Consider the following 17,226-nt stretch of genomic DNA (forward strand, 5'->3'; position numbering starts at 1 on the left):
AAGAACCTGTTCCGACTACGGACATGCCGACGTAATGGCGCTCACCTTGCTCTCGCTTGCTCTAGGTGCCACCGCTCCGTCCGCAGCGGCTACCCCGCTCGGCCCGGTAGCGGGTGGTTCCGATATCGTTCGGACGGTCGTCATTCTGACGCTGGTCGCGCTGATCCCCGCAGTCCTGTTGAGCATGACGAGCTTCATTCGCATCATCATTACGCTCTCGATGGTGCGCCATGCCTTCGGCATGCCGGAAACACCGCCAAATCCCGTTCTCATCAGCCTGGCGCTGTTCCTCACTGCCTTTTCGATGGGGCCAACCACAGCAGCACTCAACAACGACGCGCTGCAACCCTATCTTGCTGGCAAACTGACCGTCGAGCAGACACTTGCAAAGGCAAGTCAGCCCTTGCGAAAGTTCATGCTCGCCCAAACGAGCGACAGGGATATCGAGGCGATTTACGGTATCGCGCACGCGCCGCTGCCCACTCGCCCCGAGGATGTTGAGCTAACCAAGCTCGCTCCTGCTTTCATTATCAATGAGCTGCGCGCTTCCTTCACCATCGGATTTGTCATTCTTCTGCCGTTCCTTCTGATCGACCTGGTGGTTTCGGCGATCCTCCTTGCGCTCGGAATGATGATGGTTCCGCCAGCCACAATTTCCCTTCCGATCAAATTGCTGATGTTCGTTCTTATCGATGGCTGGAGCCTTGTAATTCAGGGCGTCCTTGGGAGCTTCCGATGAAGCTCAAGCGCGACCAGGGCGTCGAAATCGTGAGCGACCCCGACCGGGTCGAGGCCTCGCTCTGGCGGCGTCTCCGTTTTGAAGGCAATGAACGCTGCCGGGAGACATTGTTCACCAGATATATGCCTCTGGCACGCGCACTTGCCGCCAAATACCTCAAGGCCCAGCAGACCCGGTCGATTGAACGCGGTGATCTCGATCAGTTTGCATTTGAGGGACTTCTACAGTCGCTCGATCGCTTCAATCCGCTCAAGGGCGTGCCTTTCAGCGCATTCGCACGCCCACGCATCTCGGGAAATATCACCGATGGTATGGCCCGAATGTCGGATATGACCGCCCAGCTTGGCCACATGCGCCGTAGCCGGCGCGAACGCCTCGTTTCTCTTCAAGCCGCGGAAATCTCTGGTGACGCCTTGGACCAATTGGCGGACCTCGCCTTTGATCTGGCTATCGGGATCATGCTGGATGATACGGGGATAGTAGAGTCAGCAGACGGAGCGGACAATCGGGTCAACGTCTATGAGGGTCTGGCCTGGCGTCAGGCCCAGGCCGCGCTTACGGAGGAGATTTCCAGCCTTCCTGAAAACGAGGGCGCCGTGATCCAGCATCACTATCAAAACGGCTTGAATTTCGCGACCATCGCTGAATTGTTGCGGCTTACGCGGGGACGTATATCGCAGCTTCACCGGTCTGCTATCGAGCGGCTGCGTCGCAGGCTCAGGCATTTCCAGGAGAGATGAACCATGTTATGTGCCGACCAAGACCTCGCTGATGTGATGCAGGCTGTTCAGAACGAGACCGGCGATGAACTGCTGCGCCTTGACCGGCTTATCCAGCAGTATCGCGAAGACCCGCGGCTTCACTTTTTGCGTGGATCGATCCTTGCAGGGATCGGACGACCTATCGAGGCGCTCAGTTCGTTCCGCGAAGCGGTGAAGCTTGCGCCTGATTTTGCTATTGCCCGCTTTCAGCTGGGCTTTTTTCTGCTCACCTCCGGTGAGGCAGCTGAAGCGCTGTCGGTATGGGGACCTATAGCCCTCCTTCCCGACGGCCACTATCTCAGGTTGTTCGTTGGCGGCCTCACGCATTTGATCCGAGACGAATTTCCCGAAACGATCGCGCAGCTTGAAGCGGGCATTGCCTCGAACCAGGATAATCCCCCACTCAATCGCGACATGCACCTGATCATTGGCCGTGTCAGGCAGATTGAATCGGCCGGACCTGTCGCTGGGAGCGCTGACAGTTCCATGTCCGCCACCAGTTTGCTGCTGGGTCAGTTGACAGGCTCTGGCCGGCTGCATTGATCTAGCCATGTCGAGGATCACGGCAACCGACCAGGTCCTGCTTCTGCTTCAGGAGCGCCTTGAAAGGGCCCAGCGGCGCAAACCTCAATTGGAGGCGCGCTCGGCCACGCCGCGTGAACGGGTTGAGGCGATGGCCTCCGTGCGCACGCTCGACCAACGAAGCTTCCGAAAAGCATTGGTTCGCGGCCTGCTTGCGCAAAACCTCGGGGAGACACTTGTCGGTGATCCGGCCTTTGACCGGGTTGTCCAAGGCGTTCTTGCGATCCTTGAGGATTCACCTGCGGGGCTGGAGCTTCTTGCCCAATCCGAGGTCCTGCTAGGACGGGGCGAAGGCTAGCACGTTGGGCCTGCTAGCCCATGACAGAAAAGCTACGTCGTAGGGAGAAAGGGCTGCGTCCAGGCCGAAATCTCGATCGATCAAAATTTTTTTCTAAACTTTGCTCTCAATGTTTCGATTTGTGTCCGAGCGGGAAGGTTTAGGCGCTGTGCCTATGCCTTTGAGCGTTTGGAGGCTGTTGCATGGTTGCGATCTTCACGGGTGGGAGTGTTGGGCTTGAGCGCTCATCGGTCACGAAGTTGGGGGCGCTTGGCGTTATGGGCGATGCGGTGCAGGGCCGCTCCGGCGACAGCGTTTTTGTCAACGGCGCGACAGGCGACCTGGTCATTGAGAAGCAGGACGAGTTCCTTGTCGGCCTTGGACCAGACGTCAGCATCGTACGCACGTATAACAGTCTTGGCGACGCAACCGATGACAATGGCGACAATTGGCGCCAGAGCACAGATCGTCATCTGACATACGACTTGGCGACCGATGTCTTCACGAGAGTTTCGGGAGATGGGACCAAGATCACTTATGCCTGGGATCCGGCGCGCCTCGCTTATGTGGCCAAGGATGGGGCAGGGGCGCACAGCCTGATAGACCAGTATTCGGTTGCGGGTGGCAGTAGCGTATCGCTTGAGGTTACCGAGACTGGCGCAGTCGAGACGCGGCAGTTTGCTTCGGGAACCGAGTGGTCGGATCCGGCGCAGGGCCTTTGGGACAGCGAGGTTGCGCCGGCATTCGACACGATCGTGAAGGTCAGCGCGTCAGTCTGGAAGTGGACCGACGGGAACACCGGATCGGTTGAGACTTACAACGCGAGTGGGCAGCTTCAGAGCATTGCCGACAGGGATGGTCGGCTGCTGTCCTACACCTATACGGGCACACAACTGACGAGCATCACGAACTCGAATGGCGAGTGGGTCAAGTATACTTGGAACGGCAATAATCTCGCATCGGTCCAGACCTTTGCGACCTCGACCACGGCAACGACGCGGGTTTTCTACACCTATGATACCTCAAATCGGCTCAGCACGGTCACGGTCGATCTGGCCCCAGGGACAACAACGACACCTGGGACGACCGCCACGCCTGGCAGTTCGGTATACACAACCACCTACACTTATGACGGGACCTCTAAGCGGGTGGCTTCGATCACCCAGTCAGACGGCTCGAGCCTGACAATAGTCTATGATGATCTTTGCAGCGGTGTTCATGATGGGGTGATGCGGGTCAAGACGCTGACTCAAACGGTTGCAAGCGGCGTGACCCGCGCAACGTCGTTTGTCTATGCCAACCGGACTGGCGGCGGGATCGTGACAACGGTGACGGATCCTTCCCAGCAGGGCACATTGCTTGCAACGACACTTGAGTCAGATGCCAATGGCAATCTGGTTAAAATAACCATGCCACCTGCGTCAGCAACAGCAAGCGCTCAGACCACTTCTTTTACCTACAACGCTGACGGAACTCTGTGGAAGGTGACCGATGCCTTGGGCAAGGTCACGGCCTACACTGACTACAAAAATATTGCCACGCCTCCAGAGTATATCGCCAACGGTCTACCAACAACGATTACAGACAAGCTCGGCAATCAAACTACGCGGGTCTACGGCAGCATCCGCAAGAGCGACGCTGCGGTGTTTGCATACAGCGCGGCAACTCCCTCAAGCAATTTTGTCGACGCGTCCCTCTATGTTCGCAACCTCCTGCTAAGCGAGACAACGACCGCCTCCGATGACACGGTGGCATATGGTGCTTCTGCCTCTCACACGACCAGCTATGTTTATGACGCTGAGGGGCATCTGCGCTTCAAGCTCCTCGCTCCGGAAGATGTCACGGTCGCCGGGGTTGTTCACAAGCAGAGCGAGGTAACCGAGTACCGGTATAATGCGGCGGGAATCCTTGCGTCAGAGGTCGGTTATCCCGAGTGGCGCTATGACTTCGGTACGACGGTGAGCGGTGCGCCAACCGAGGCGCAGGTCACGGCGCAGCTTGGGGCCATTCCGGATCGTAACTGGATCGAGATCGCGGCTTATGGCTATGACGCGCGCGGCGGTCTGCTGTCAGCGACAAAGTACGGCGGTGCCGACGCCACAACTGGCGCAGCTGCGACGACGAACGGCTACAGCCAGGAGAAGTACGTTTACGACCAGGCCGGGCGCCTGCTGTCGGCTATCGACGGCACCCAAAATATCACCAGCTATGTCTACGACGGTATGGGCCGAATGATCGGCACGATGGGCGCTGATCTTGGCGTGACGACCGTGTCCTTCCAGGACAAGTCGAGCACGACGGTTGTGACGCTGGCGAGTGGCTTGGTGCAGACGTCGCTGTATAATCTGGCTGGTGATCTGATCGCGCAGAGCGATAGTCAGGCAAACCTCAGTTCCGATCTTTCCAGTTCCAGCCAATGGACCTCAAGCGGTGCCACGCGGACCACATCGACCGCGGTCGCGGGCAATGCGGCATACTTGTACACGGTGCTGGCTGCCGGCACGAGTGGTACTGCGGTTAGCGCTGCGCAAGCCGTCAACGCGAACGATACAGTAGTCTTCGAGATCACGCTCAAGGCAGCGACAGGTCCGAACACAAACGACCGTATTGGGATCAGCGGTACGACAAGTTCGTGGGGTGCCAATGGCGACTCCATAGCAACGATCTTGAGCGGGCCGGGTACGCTGGTGCAGGCCGCTGGCGGGCTCTTCGATGTGAGCGGGCTGTCGACGACGACCGAGACGCGAGTCCGGATCGTCCGGCGCTTTGCTGCCGCCGAGAGCGCCAAGGCGATCGTCTATGTCGGTAACTCGGGCGCCGGCGCGGTCGCAGGCAATACTGTGATCCTCTCAGCGCCGATAGTGCAGCGCTCGCCGGGGAATCTTTACGACAAGCTCGGGCGTCTTCGTGTGACGTTCGATCAAAGGGGATACGCGAGCTACGCGGTCTACGATAACGCCGGGCGCAAGACCGGTGATGTGGCGGCGGACGGGGCGCTGGTGGAGTATCGGTACAATGCCGACAACCAACTTATAGCGACGATCCGGTACGCAACTCGCGTCACAGCGGCAAACCTGATCTCCCTGCTCAATCCTGACACGGCGCTTGGTATTGCGGACATCCGGCCAGTTGCTGCAGTGGGTGACGAGTGGGCTTGGAGGATCTACGACAACGGTGGTCGGGTAATCGAGACGATCGCGGGAGACGGGGCGGTGACGCGCCTCGACTACGACGAGAGCGGCAATCTGGTGCGCCAGACCGAGTACTTTGACCGGCTTAGCGCTACAACACTAGCGGACCCAGCAAACGGCCTCCAGGCCGGCACGCCCCGGGCGACAATGCTCTTGCCGACGTCAGCCTACTCGGACTGGACCTACGCAGGCGCATATAACCAGACGCGAAGCTTCTATGACAAGCAGGGCCGGCTGATCGGATCAATGGACCGCTACGGCGGACTGGCTGCAATCGTCTACGACGAGTCTGGACGCAAGATCGACGAGATCCATTACGAGAAGCAGGCGGCCAGCAGCTTCACCAACGCTGCAGGGGCTGCGGTCGTCCGCACCAGCGCATCATTCGCTGATCTGCGGGCAAATGTGGTTGGCCAGGCGGGGTCCGAACGGCATATCCGCTATATCTATGACGGGCAGGTCTTGCGCTACGTGGTCGATGCGCTTGGATCTGTGACGCAGTACGACTATGATCGGTCGGGCGAGGGGACCACGACGACCCGTTACGCAAACACGCTTCCTGGCACGACGACCGATTTTACCTTCGACAACGTCAAGGCACTGTTGGTCACGCTGGCCAGCAGTGGCAACGACCGCCAAACGTTTGCGGTTGTGAACCTGAAGGGGCAGGTCGCCTACACAATCGATGGCGAAGGCGGAGTGACCGGCTTTGCTTATGACGGCGCGGGCAATACCATCCGCAGCACGCGCTATTCCAAGACCCGACCGACGACAGCTCTGCCTTCGGCGGCAACGATGGACGCCTGGATTGCCACGACACCTTCGGGGGCCACGACCACGATTGCATTGGCACCGGACATCCGGGTTACGCGAAGCTTCTACGACGCGCGGGGGCGGCTCGTCTATGCGGTCGACGGCGAAGGCAATGTAAGAGAAACCAGCTACGACGAAGACGGCCGGGTCACAGCAGTAACCAGCTATGACAACAGTGTTCCCCTCACCGACGCCTCGCAAATGGCCGACGTCACTGCTGCAATTGCAATTGATAAGGCATCCCTCGCCTACAGCCGGACGCAGCGCAGCTACGATCAACTCGGCCGGCTGAGCAACGTCACAGATGCGCTCGGGGTAGTCACCCACTATGACTACTTCGCGACGGGCGAAATCTGGAAGCAGACTGCCGCCTATGGGACCGCAGACGCGGTTGTCACCAGCTACACCTATGATCTGGCGGGCCGGGTCGGCTCGAAGACCGAGGCAGCGGGCACAAGCATCGCGGCCATCACAAGCTACACCTACGACGGTCTCGGCAATGTGGTCAGCGCCACCGATCCGAGCCTCAACGTCACCTACAATTACTATGACCTTATGGGCCGGGTGACCAGCAACCGCGATGCCGAGGACTACGTCACCAAGACGAGCTATAACAGCTTCGGCGAGGTCGCCAGCGTCACGCGATATGCCGCCAGAACAATCTCTACGGACAAAACCAGTGCCCCTGCGGTGACGACATCCTCTTCGGATGCGACGACGTATAGCTACTTCGACCTTATGGGCCGCGTTCTGTGGACGCGGGACGCGGAGAACTACGTCACCGGGACAACCTATACGTGCTTCGGCGCGGTATGGACGGTTACGCGTTATGCCAACACGGTTACCACTGCCGCGACCTTGGTGCCAAACCCAACGCTGTCAGCAAACTCGGATGCGAAGACGACGTTCGAGTACGACCGGCTTGGGCGGCTCAAGAAGACGACAGACGCGGAGGGCAAGTACGAGAGCCAGACGTATACTGCGTTTGGCGGAATAGACACCAAGACCAACAAGCTCGGTGGTACAACGAGCTACCTTTACGATCACCGTGGTCTCATGACGAGCGAGACCATGTCGATGACCTCGGTGGATCGGACTGGCACGCAGCAGTCGAGCAGTGTCGTAAATACCTATACTTATGATGGGTTCGGCAATCGCAAGACGATGGTGGAGGCATTCAGTCTCACCGAAGTCCGCAGCACGAGCTACGGCTATGATCGCAACAACCGCCTGTCCTCCGTCAGCGGCACGGCGGTGCCGGTTCTCTATCCCAACGCGAGTGGCGTACTGACCGAAGGCACTGGCACAACGACGACGATCACGCGCTACGACAGCCTTGGAAATGTCACCGAGACGCTTGTTCAGACCACGATCGGCACAAGCACGACGACGCTCAGCCGCACGCTGGCCTGGTATGACAGGCTGGGGCGCAAGTCGGATGAGTTCAAGGCTGGCAGTACAATCGACAAGGGCACGCTGACGCATTGGAGCTACTATGCGAGCGGCAACGTGCAGGCCGCCAGCGTCTATGGTGTTGAGGTCACGATTGCCGCTACTGCCGCGCGCCCGGCCGCTGCGCCAGCAGGTGGCTCGATCCTTCGAACCACAAACTATTCCTATGACAAGCTGGATCGGTTGACCGAGACCAAAGTGGCTGGCGTGTTGGTGGGTTCTTACTCCGGCACAGCGTTCAGTTACAACCTAAGCGCGGATATCACGACTACGAACCTCTACGATTCAGCGGGCAATCTTGTCCGTCAGACCGATGGTCGGGGGGACAACACCTACTTCTATTACGACAAGCTAAATCGCAAGACTGAACAGGTTGACCGGGAGAACTACCTGACGACCTGGAAACTCGACGAGGATGGCAACACTGTCGATGAAGTGCGTTATGCCAATGGGGTGGTTGGGGCAGTCACCACAGCCGCGGCACCTCAGGTCAATGCTCCGGGCGTAACGCCAACGTCTACTGTCTATCTGTTTACCGATGCAGCCAATGACCGCGCCACGCACTTTACCTACGACCGGATGGGACGTCGCCTGACCGAGGTGAGAAATGGCGTACAGGCGACCACGATCAACGCGACCTCCGGTGTAAGGACTACGGCTACCGCCACCTCCGTCATCACCTATACCTACAATGAGCTTGGCGAGGTCAAGTCGAAGCGTGAGGCGACGGGCGACAAGACGGTTTATGATTATGACAACATGGGGCGGATGACGAAAGAAACCGACCTGCCTGCCGGTTCATACAATGAGACGACCGGCGCAATCATTGATCTGACGAACGCACCGGTCACACAGTTCTGGTACGATGGACTGGGCAATCTGACGCGCAGCGACGAGAACGGGCGCGCGACGCAGTACCAATATTATGCCAGCGGCAAGCTCAAATCGCTGACCAACGCAGATAACGTCGTGCGGACCTACTACTATGACGGCGCCGGCAACAAGGTCGCGGAGAAATATCTGCGCAAGGCTGGTGATACGACCTACGATGCGATGACTTACGCCTACGACGCGGCGAGCCGGTTGACCACGCAGGGCTATGCAACGGTAACCGGTGCGACGTGGGCCAAGGCTACGAACAGCGACACGACCCAGATGGCCTACAACGCCTATGGTGAAGTTGTCGGCCGCGGCATGAACCTGACGAGCGCACAGATCACAGCGGGCGCCTACCAAGACCAGTTCTCGTACGACAATGCCGGGCACATGTGGCGCACGACTGCAGGCGACGGCACGGTCGACCTCTACGTCTACGACGAGAACGGGAACCAGACCCTCGACATTACCTCGTCGGGCAAGGACAAGCTGACGACCGCGGATATCACCACCACCGACGCCTTGCTGAACAACTATGTCTGGGCGCAGGATCCGCTCAATCCGATCGCGGGCAAAACCCAGCTCGACCTCACGGCCGCTATCAACCTGCTGACGAACAATGGCGCCAATACCGTGGGCGCGGTGGTCGTGCAGGGCATGATCGTCACGCATTCCCTCTACGATGGCCGCAACCAGCTCACGCAGACCCGCATGCCGCTGCGCGACCGAACGAGCCTCGGCACCTACAGCACGAGCCCTTACAAGAATCTCAAGAGCTACAACGCCTTCGGCGAAGTGGCGAGCGAAACGGACGCACGCGGCAACACGTCAAACTACTCGTACAATACGCTGGGCAAGGTGATCAAACGCGAGCTGCCCGCGGTAAACTGGACCTCCGAGAACGGGACGGTTGCATCAGCACGCCCCACGGAGAACTACTTCTATGACGCCTCGGGCCGGGTTGTGGGTGTGCAGGATGCCAACGGCAATCTGAACACTCGCACGCTGCTGGCTGGGACCGGCTACGGGAAGGACGATGAAGCGCTGGTGCTGAAGGAGTATCATGCGGATGGAGGTATGTTGGAGCGCCAGTACGACCTGCACCACGACCTTAAGGTCACGATCAACGAGGTCGGCAAGACGGAGAGCTACCTCTACGACGCGCTCGGCCAGTTGATCGAGCAGGACCACCAGATCCGGGCCGCTGGATCGCCAGGCAACGACCTGACCGGCGCAGTGGCAGTGCAGCTGAAGGACTTCTACGACTACGATAACCTCGGTCACAGAATCCTGCACACCAACAGCCAGCTTGGCGGCACGGTAACGGAGACCACGGCGTACGATGTCCAGGGCCGGGTCACGAGCCAGATCGATCTGGGCGGCGATACCACGTCCTATAGCTACACTTGGGACGGGACCCTCGTCACGTCGGGTCTGGGCACCTTCGGTGGTTGGAGCAAGGTTACCACCAACTCATCTCTTAAGACCCGCACCGATAAGACCGACTACTTCGGCCACACGATCGACATGATCGACTACGGCGGGCACAACTACGATTACACCTTCGATCTCTCCGGCCGCCTTGTTGGACGCGTCAATACGGCCTTGGGGGAGACCGTGACCTGGACCTACTTCAACACCGGTATGATGCAAAGCCAGGTGTCGAGCTACGGCACGACCTACTACGGCTCGACCATCACCGCGACCTACCAGTACGACGCCGACAACCACCGGACCTTCGAAGGGTATGAAGGCACCACAACCAGCACCAACTTCTGGACCGGCGTGACCACCACCAACGCCGCCATACGGCACCAGCATGCCTACGTCACCTGGGATGCCGCCGGCCGCATGACTAGCCTGGCCGACAATGGGCATAGTGACACTGGGGTCAACGGCTACGGTCCAACCCAAATCGACTGGGAATATGACCTTGGCGGCGACATCCGCCATATGGTCGCATCATACCGAACAATCAACGATCAGGGCGCTGTCTCGGCTACAGCCACAACCCAGGACTACTGGTATCGCTATGATGCGATGAACCGGTTCGTCACAACCAGGGGCATCCTTGTAGTGACTGATAGCTCAGGGTACGTTCAGACCAACGCATCGGGCCAGAATTTGGTCGGAGACTTGGCTCGGGGCAATGCGAATGCCACGATCAGATCAAATTATCGTATGCCTATTCCAACTGGCGCAGTCGGGACTGGCAATGGGTTTGGCCAAGGGCACGAAATAGAATGGGACAAGGCTGGAAATCGAAGCAAGGACACTAGCTATAGCTATAGCATTCAGACTGAGCGATATACTGGACAGGGCATAGCCTTACCGGACTATTATTCGAACGGTGTCAATGCGGAGATATACACGTATTCGGACGATGGTTATCTATCGAGCGTAAATATCAATGGCGGCGTTAGGACGCGCTTTATGCGCGATGCGATGGGCCGGGTGACCGACTATCGCGAATACAATGTCAATGGCTACGTAACAACGAATCCCTCAACCAACGCGGTCTATCAGCGCACCGCAACCTACTCCAACAAAGGCCTCGTCACCTCGGATGTCGTGACCTCGCTGCAGGGCACCGATACCTTCGTTAACAGCACGACCTACTACTACAATGCCGATACGACCGGGAAAGGCGTGACAACCGGCGGCACTTACATGGGCGGCGCGGTTACGCTATCTTCCACAGCTGTGACCAAGAACGGCACCTCGCAAACCGGTAGCGCGAGCACCAACACGCTCGTCTGGTGGGGCGGGGCAATGCAGTCGCTCACAAACTACGATTCCGGCTCGACGCACAACACCTCGACCTTCAACTACGACCAGAGCGGGCACCTGCAGTCGGTCTATATCCAGGACGGCCGGTCTCGCACGGTGAACTTCGTCACGGATGTGAATGGCCAGATCCTTGCCCGTCAGGAGAGCGACAACACTACGACCCAAGGCGATCCGAAGGAGATCCATTACTACTTTAACGGAATGGGCGTGGGCGATATCTCGAACAACGGGACGAGCGATGTCGATTATGCGACCTCGATCGCACAGCACACAGCAGCAAGTGCCGGCAATGGTGCCTTCCGCAATGGAGCAACCACTGGCACATCCTATGCCGACTTCGACCAAAGCTACGACCCGATCAATGGGCTGAGCTACGCCTCGACCTCGAGCCGGTATGTGGTGCAGGGGGGGGATACGCTCACTTCCATCGCGCAGGCGGTGTGGGGTGATGCCAGCTTCTGGTATATGATCGCCGACGCCAACGGGCTCGACGGCACCGAGACGCTGGTCGGCGGGCAATCGCTGATCCTGCCCAACAAGGTCCACAACAGCCACAACAACACCAGCACCTACCGGGTCTATGATCCCAACGAGGCCATCGGCGATACCGCGCCGACGGCAGTCGCGCCGCCGAAGCATGGCGGGTGTGGGGGATTCGGCCAGATATTGGTTCTCTTGGTTGCGGTGGTCGTTGCTATTTATGCCGGCCCTGAAATCATCTCTGCAGTTCAGGGCGCGCTTGGCGGTTTGACTGCTGGGGGTGCCGTAATTGCCGGCAGTGCTGGCGCAATCGGCGGAGGTATTATTGGCGGCGCAGTCACTGGTGCGCTCGCAAGTGTGGTCAGTCAAGGCTTCGGTTTGGCAATAGGTGCGCAAGATAGCTTCAGCTGGAAAGGTGTTGCATTGGGCGCCATTGGCGGTGCTGTTGGTGGTGGACTTGGGGCAAGTGGCTTGTTTAGCAGCGTGTCGAAGGCGGGTGTTACTACGTTTGGTTCGCTAGGCATCAAGAGCGCGATCATTGACGCCGCATTGAAGGGGGCCGTTAGTAGCGCCATCTCTCAAGGAATCGGTGTTGCGACTGGCCTGCAAGACCGCTTTGATTGGACCGGAGTGGCAGCTGCGGGTATCGGAGCAGGCTTTGGTGAGGCTGTTGGCGGATGGCTTAAAATACCACCTGGGCAAACCGGTAATTTTGGGCAACAACTGGGTCGCAACGTGGCGGGCGGCATCGCAAACGCCGCCGCGCGCAGCGTGATCGATGGCACCGACTTTGGCGACAACATCATGGCGGCCCTGCCCGATGTGATCGCCAATACCATCGGGAATCTGGCGGCGGATGGCATAGCCAGCTTGGACCGCAACGCCCATGCGGCCAGCCTGTTGCCCGATGGAGCTACCCCGGAACAGCGGCAGCATGTCAAAGAGATGCTGAAGGCTGGGGTCTCAGATGCGGATATTCGCAGTCTGTATGCACAGGGGCTTGGGGTTGGTCAGGGGCTCCAACTGGCGAATGGTCGCAATGTGGCACCACTAGGTGCGTCAGAAGTATACAATGAGCTGCCCGCAATATTTTATGATGATAAAATTCATGGTTTTCCAATACTTAATGGAGGTTTTTCTGAGCCCTTCTATGGAAAAGGGTTAGAAAGAGCCCCTGGAATTTTCGTCACTAGTGAAATCGACAAGACTGGAAGGAAAACCTTTACTATCCAGGGAGATGTTGCGATTGACATCATGAATTATACTCGGAAAAATGTGGACGCGGCATATCTCGCGCCATATTTGAAGGGTGTTAATATGTCTGTAAATGGATTTGATGGTAATACTTACAAGATAAATCTGAATTTTCATGAAGCAAGTATTTACGAGAATTTTGCTCCTTCAAATAGTCCCTATATGACTCGTAATGAATTACCGTATATGAAAATCAATGTGGACAATTCGATCGGTGGTGGAGCGCTGGCGTATTTTGATCCGCAGGATCGATCTCTGCATGTCGACCCTCGTAACTACACAAGTTTTGCCCATGATGTGCCGCACGAATTACTGCATTGGCTCGGGATGTCTCATAGCAGCTTTGAGGCTAGCGTGATGTATCCTTATTCGAATTCAAGCGGACATCTGCTTCCGCAGGAGATAAAGGCTCTGGTTGAGGCGTATAAAAAATGAATAAATTCTTTAAAATTCTACCAATTGCATTCATAGCCGGAGCAATTATATATTCTTATAATATAGGATTTGTCTACAGTTGTGATTATAAAGAAAAATTAATTTTGGGAGACTTGGCAAAAGTTAGCAGTAAAAATTGCGATGTTTCTCTCGGCGTTCCTTGTTACGCGGTCGAGAAATTCTTAAGTCCAAAAGGATGGGGGAAAATAACTAGAGACAATCGAGATGACGTGTATCCTATATGTCAGAAATTTGTAATTGGGTATGACGCTTATATGCATGAAAAATGAAGATTGTTATTTCGGATATTGCTGTGATATTTTTATAGATTTCAATTACCTTTTTCGTCAAAGACCCTCTCTCTGCCGCTCAGCCCGCATGCCCCCCGAGCGCATGCATCACGCGCAGGATCATCTACAGCGCATGCAGACCGTACCCGCCAAATCCCGTGCTGCACGCGTGCGTGGGGTGTGTATCTGAATACCCGGCTCGATGCGCAGCATCGCAGCCCCTTCCTGATCCGGGAAATGATCCCGAACGGTCAGGCCGCGCGCAGCACGTCGCGGGCTTCGCGGGGCAGATGGGCGATCACCGAGAGATAGGCGCTGGCCGTAGCGTCAGGCTGACGACGGCCCTGTTCCCAGCCCTTGAGGGTCGCCAGCGGAATCCGGTAGGCGTCGGCGAAGGCCTGCTGCGACAGGCCCAGCTCCTCGCGGATCGCGCGCACGTCGGGCACCTCAATGCTATGGACGCGCGCCACCTTGCCCTTGCCCTGGGCATGCGCGGCGGCCTCTTCCATCGCCGCAATCAGGTCCTTGCCAAAGTCCGACATCGCCATGCTCCTTACGCTCAATCCACCCCAGGGTCTCTTGCGGCCTTGATCGTCGCCGCGAAGGCGGCCACCACCTTCTTCTCGTCCGCACTCAGGTCGCTGGCCTGCGCCTTGGCGTAAGCCACCAGCAGGTAGAGCGGGCAATCGGGCCGGTAGTAGAAATAGACCACCCGCGCCCCGCCGCGCTTGCCGCTGCCTGCACGCGCCCAGCGCAGCTTCCTCACCCCGCCGGTGCCTGGGATTACATCGCCAGCCTCGGGATTATGGGCGACGTAATCGATCAGCTCAGCGCGCTCGTCCTCGCTCCAGATCTTCTCGGCCAAGCGAGCGAATGCCTGCGTCTCGGCCACGGAGATCGGAAGCGTCTTCACCGCAATCATATACGTCAATGACGCCCAAAAAGCAAGCCGGTGTTGACCAGGCTTCCGGTGCGCGCCACACCTTCTGTCATGAAGGGGGCTTCGCGATCATCCCTGTCTCAGCCGCTGGCAGCCCTTGCGCCCAAAACCGCATCAGGGGGTAAAATCCGCGCGCGCCGCTTTGTGCCCGCGTGGAGCTCCAACAAGCCACTGTATCGCTTCGGAAAAACCCGCCACCGCAGCCAAACCCGCGTCGGGGCACGTATACTCGCCAATACCATCGGAAATCTCGTCGCCGACGGGATCGCAAGTGCGAGCGAAGAACGTGCAATGCGGCGAGCAGGAGTGGAGCGTAGTGCGGCCGCGTTCGAAGAGAAGTTCGGAGTTACTGCCGAAGTTGCAGCTTACAGAGAAGCGGGGCTGGCTGCGGCGAAGCATCCTGGCAGCCGGGAGGCGCGAGCTAATTTTGACAGGGCTGCGCGTGCCATGCTTGAGGCTAACAGCGGTGAAGCCGATGTCGCAGCGTTCCTAAATCATGTCGATCCGGCTAGCCCCACGGCCCAAATGGGCGAGATCGCCGTGACCGGAAGCCGTGACTTTCTACTTGGCTCGACCCTTGACAATGCTGGCATATGCGTTGGTGAGCAGGGCAACGCAATCAAGCAGGGCGTTGGCCAGTTTATTCAGGATCATCCCGGCGTCGGGACTGCGTTGACGCTCGCTGACGGGGCGTTTGCGGTTGTTGCCCCCGGCAAATATCTCGCCGGCATGGCGCTCGACTATTTCAAGGATGAGGCGTCGGGTTACATCGCTGGCAAAATGACGGGACCGCAGATGTGGTCCGCTGAAAAGGGCCAAGCTGGCGGCCTTGGGTTCGTTTTGGCGGGCAGCATCGCTTTGGGTGGTTTGGGAGCGCTCAAGGGCGGATTCAGCGCGATCCCCCGAGGATTTGCGAACCTTGAAGAGTTTGCGCAATTCGGTAAGAGTCTACGCGGTGGATTGTCGGAGGCCGGTTATGCGGATGCGAACGCAATTCTTCAAGGAAGCGCGGTAACGGGTAAGAGTTTCAGGACCGGCGCTCCGTTCGATGTTGGCCGAGTGAGCGACTTTGACGTTGCGCTGTCTGGGGATTCGTTGTTCCAAACTGCTAAAAGTGCTGGCATCGGACTGCGTTCAAACGGCACGCGAACGGGTCCGCTCACCGCGCGTGATTTGAAGGTGCTTGGGCTCCGAGACTTGTCCCTACAAATGAGTGCGCAGGCTGGAAGGCCGGTGATCTTCATGATCTACCGCACTACTGAATCTGCTCTGCAGCGTGCACCCAGCATCATCCTGCCGCACTAGAAAGGGGTGAAGAAATGTCTTTCTATGATCTCTATGAGATAGAGGCTGAAAGTCTGGCCGGCGCAAAAGCTATCCTTGAGAGGTTGCTTATGTGCTCGTTTGAAGAGCGGGAAAGCACCTACCATGGTGGCACATATTACACATTTGGTGATGAGGCCGGAGAGCATTTCATGCTCAAGGAAAATCGTGATCCATTCGAGGACGTGCCTGCCGAAGACAGCTTTCCGAACAGCAAATTACTTCTCTATGTTAATGAAACGATGCGCTCAAATGAGTTGCATGATGCTCTCGCCGAAAGCGGTGACGCCATCACCCTTTTGCGACATGAGGACCTGTAAAGGCGCATGAGGGAACTACGGTGCCACTCTCCTAAATCCCCCAAATTTCCCCCTTCGTCAACGCCCGCCGTTATCCTGATCAAGCCCCGTGGCCACAGACCGTACACGGCGCTCGTCAGCGGTGCCCGTCCGTCTTACCCAGCCGCCTTCCGGATGATGCGAGCAATGTGAATTGAGCGCTTTCTTGAAAATCTATCCGGAGAGTGCTGCGTCACAAAACGATCTGAGCTGGCTCCAGATTTGGTCAGGTGTCTAAGAAAGCCTGAACCCCTTCCTCCGCGAGTACGTTGCGGAACGCAGCATCGGCTTCCCGATCCGTAGCAAAAGTGTCGTTCCAAACGATCGAAGTCCCCTTCGCATTGACGACTTCCAGCGACCAACCGGGTTCAGTCGCAATGCGCACAATGTTTATGGTGAGCGGCACCCCGTCTTGGGTGATTTGACGGCAGAGAGCCGACTCTATCAATTCTGGATGCGGGCTAGATTCCATGATGGAATGTTATGCGAAGCAGGCGCTGTTTTCAATAGCGCGGGCTACCTAACGCCTCGGCGGCAGTTCATCGAGTTAGCTCAATCCAATCGACCCATCGCGACATGTCGAGCGTAACGATCTTCGTCCAGCGTAGGCTTATGCCAGGTTGTTAGCACATTGAATTTATTAGTGTAGGGTGTGGAAGCGTCCTTGGTTAAGCTAGGAGTTCCA

At 57.7% G+C, this 17,226-nt stretch carries 10 protein-coding genes; 7 read left to right on the forward strand and 3 right to left on the reverse strand.

Annotated features, from left to right (window positions below; translation table 11 throughout):
• The 5 genes from fliP to AQZ52_RS09805 form a co-directional block, all read left to right on the forward strand.
• Positions 1 to 739, forward strand: a 739-nt coding sequence (gene fliP / locus AQZ52_RS09785; protein WP_067911941.1) for a flagellar type III secretion system pore protein FliP, incomplete at its 5' end; no start/stop codon positions are given.
• Positions 736 to 1,479: a sigma-70 family RNA polymerase sigma factor gene (locus AQZ52_RS09790; protein WP_067909841.1), complete on the forward strand. Its 744-nt coding sequence runs from the start codon at positions 736 to 738 to the stop codon at positions 1,477 to 1,479. The genes fliP and AQZ52_RS09790, both read left to right, overlap by 4 nt.
• A 3-nt stretch (positions 1,480 to 1,482) precedes the next feature.
• On the forward strand, positions 1,483 to 2,043 hold the full coding sequence (locus AQZ52_RS09795) for a tetratricopeptide repeat protein (RefSeq protein ID WP_067909844.1): 561 nt from the start codon (positions 1,483 to 1,485) through the stop codon (positions 2,041 to 2,043).
• Positions 2,044 to 2,050: 7 nt separating this feature from the next.
• The gene (locus AQZ52_RS09800) at positions 2,051 to 2,380 is read left to right on the forward strand and encodes a hypothetical protein (RefSeq protein ID WP_067909847.1); all 330 of its coding nucleotides are present in this window, start codon (positions 2,051 to 2,053) and stop codon (positions 2,378 to 2,380) included.
• Positions 2,381 to 2,562: 182 nt separating this feature from the next.
• On the forward strand, positions 2,563 to 13,650 hold the full coding sequence (locus AQZ52_RS09805; protein WP_082697758.1) for a DUF6531 domain-containing protein: 11,088 nt from the start codon (positions 2,563 to 2,565) through the stop codon (positions 13,648 to 13,650).
• A 541-nt stretch (positions 13,651 to 14,191) separates the two neighbouring features.
• Here AQZ52_RS09805 and nadS read toward each other — a convergent pair.
• Both nadS and AQZ52_RS09815 read right to left on the reverse strand, forming a co-directional pair.
• A complete protein-coding gene (nadS, locus tag AQZ52_RS09810; protein WP_067911945.1) occupies positions 14,192 to 14,482 on the reverse strand; it encodes a NadS family protein in 291 nt (96 codons plus the stop codon).
• Between the two features lie 17 nt (positions 14,483 to 14,499).
• Entirely contained in the window at positions 14,500 to 14,805 is a 306-nt protein-coding gene (locus AQZ52_RS09815) for a type II toxin-antitoxin system RelE/ParE family toxin (protein WP_205626461.1), read from the reverse strand.
• 90 nt (positions 14,806 to 14,895) lie between these two features.
• Here AQZ52_RS09815 and AQZ52_RS09820 point away from each other — a divergent pair, with 90 nt between their 5' ends.
• Positions 14,896 to 16,185, forward strand: coding sequence for a hypothetical protein (locus AQZ52_RS09820; RefSeq protein ID WP_156424891.1), 1,290 nt, complete (start codon positions 14,896 to 14,898; stop codon positions 16,183 to 16,185).
• Positions 16,186 to 16,199: 14 nt separating this feature from the next.
• Positions 16,200 to 16,523, forward strand: coding sequence for a hypothetical protein (locus AQZ52_RS09825; RefSeq protein WP_067909860.1), 324 nt, complete (start codon positions 16,200 to 16,202; stop codon positions 16,521 to 16,523).
• Positions 16,524 to 16,767: 244 nt separating this feature from the next.
• Here the strand turns inward: AQZ52_RS09825 and AQZ52_RS09830 are convergent, their stop codons facing one another.
• Complete coding sequence (locus AQZ52_RS09830; protein ID WP_067909862.1) at positions 16,768 to 17,013, reverse strand: hypothetical protein; 246 nt, start codon at positions 17,011 to 17,013, stop codon at positions 16,768 to 16,770.
• Positions 17,014 to 17,226: the final 213 nt, after the last annotated feature.

Source organism: Novosphingobium fuchskuhlense, assembly GCF_001519075.1.
Taxonomy (GTDB): domain Bacteria; phylum Pseudomonadota; class Alphaproteobacteria; order Sphingomonadales; family Sphingomonadaceae; genus Novosphingobium; species Novosphingobium fuchskuhlense.

Bases quoted from the DNA above. Each gene is read 5' to 3' on its own strand.
- AQZ52_RS09790 (WP_067909841.1), top strand. From the start codon at position 736: ATGAAGCTCAAGCGCGACCAGGGCGTCGAAATCGTGAGCGACCCCGAC.
- AQZ52_RS09795 (WP_067909844.1), top strand. From the start codon at position 1,483: ATGTTATGTGCCGACCAAGACCTCGCTGATGTGATGCAGGCTGTTCAG.
- AQZ52_RS09800 (WP_067909847.1), top strand. From the start codon at position 2,051: ATGTCGAGGATCACGGCAACCGACCAGGTCCTGCTTCTGCTTCAGGAG.
- AQZ52_RS09805 (WP_082697758.1), top strand. From the start codon at position 2,563: ATGGTTGCGATCTTCACGGGTGGGAGTGTTGGGCTTGAGCGCTCATCG.
- nadS (WP_067911945.1), bottom strand. From the start codon at position 14,482: ATGTCGGACTTTGGCAAGGACCTGATTGCGGCGATGGAAGAGGCCGCC.
- AQZ52_RS09825 (WP_067909860.1), top strand. From the start codon at position 16,200: ATGTCTTTCTATGATCTCTATGAGATAGAGGCTGAAAGTCTGGCCGGC.
- AQZ52_RS09830 (WP_067909862.1), bottom strand. From the start codon at position 17,013: ATGGAATCTAGCCCGCATCCAGAATTGATAGAGTCGGCTCTCTGCCGT.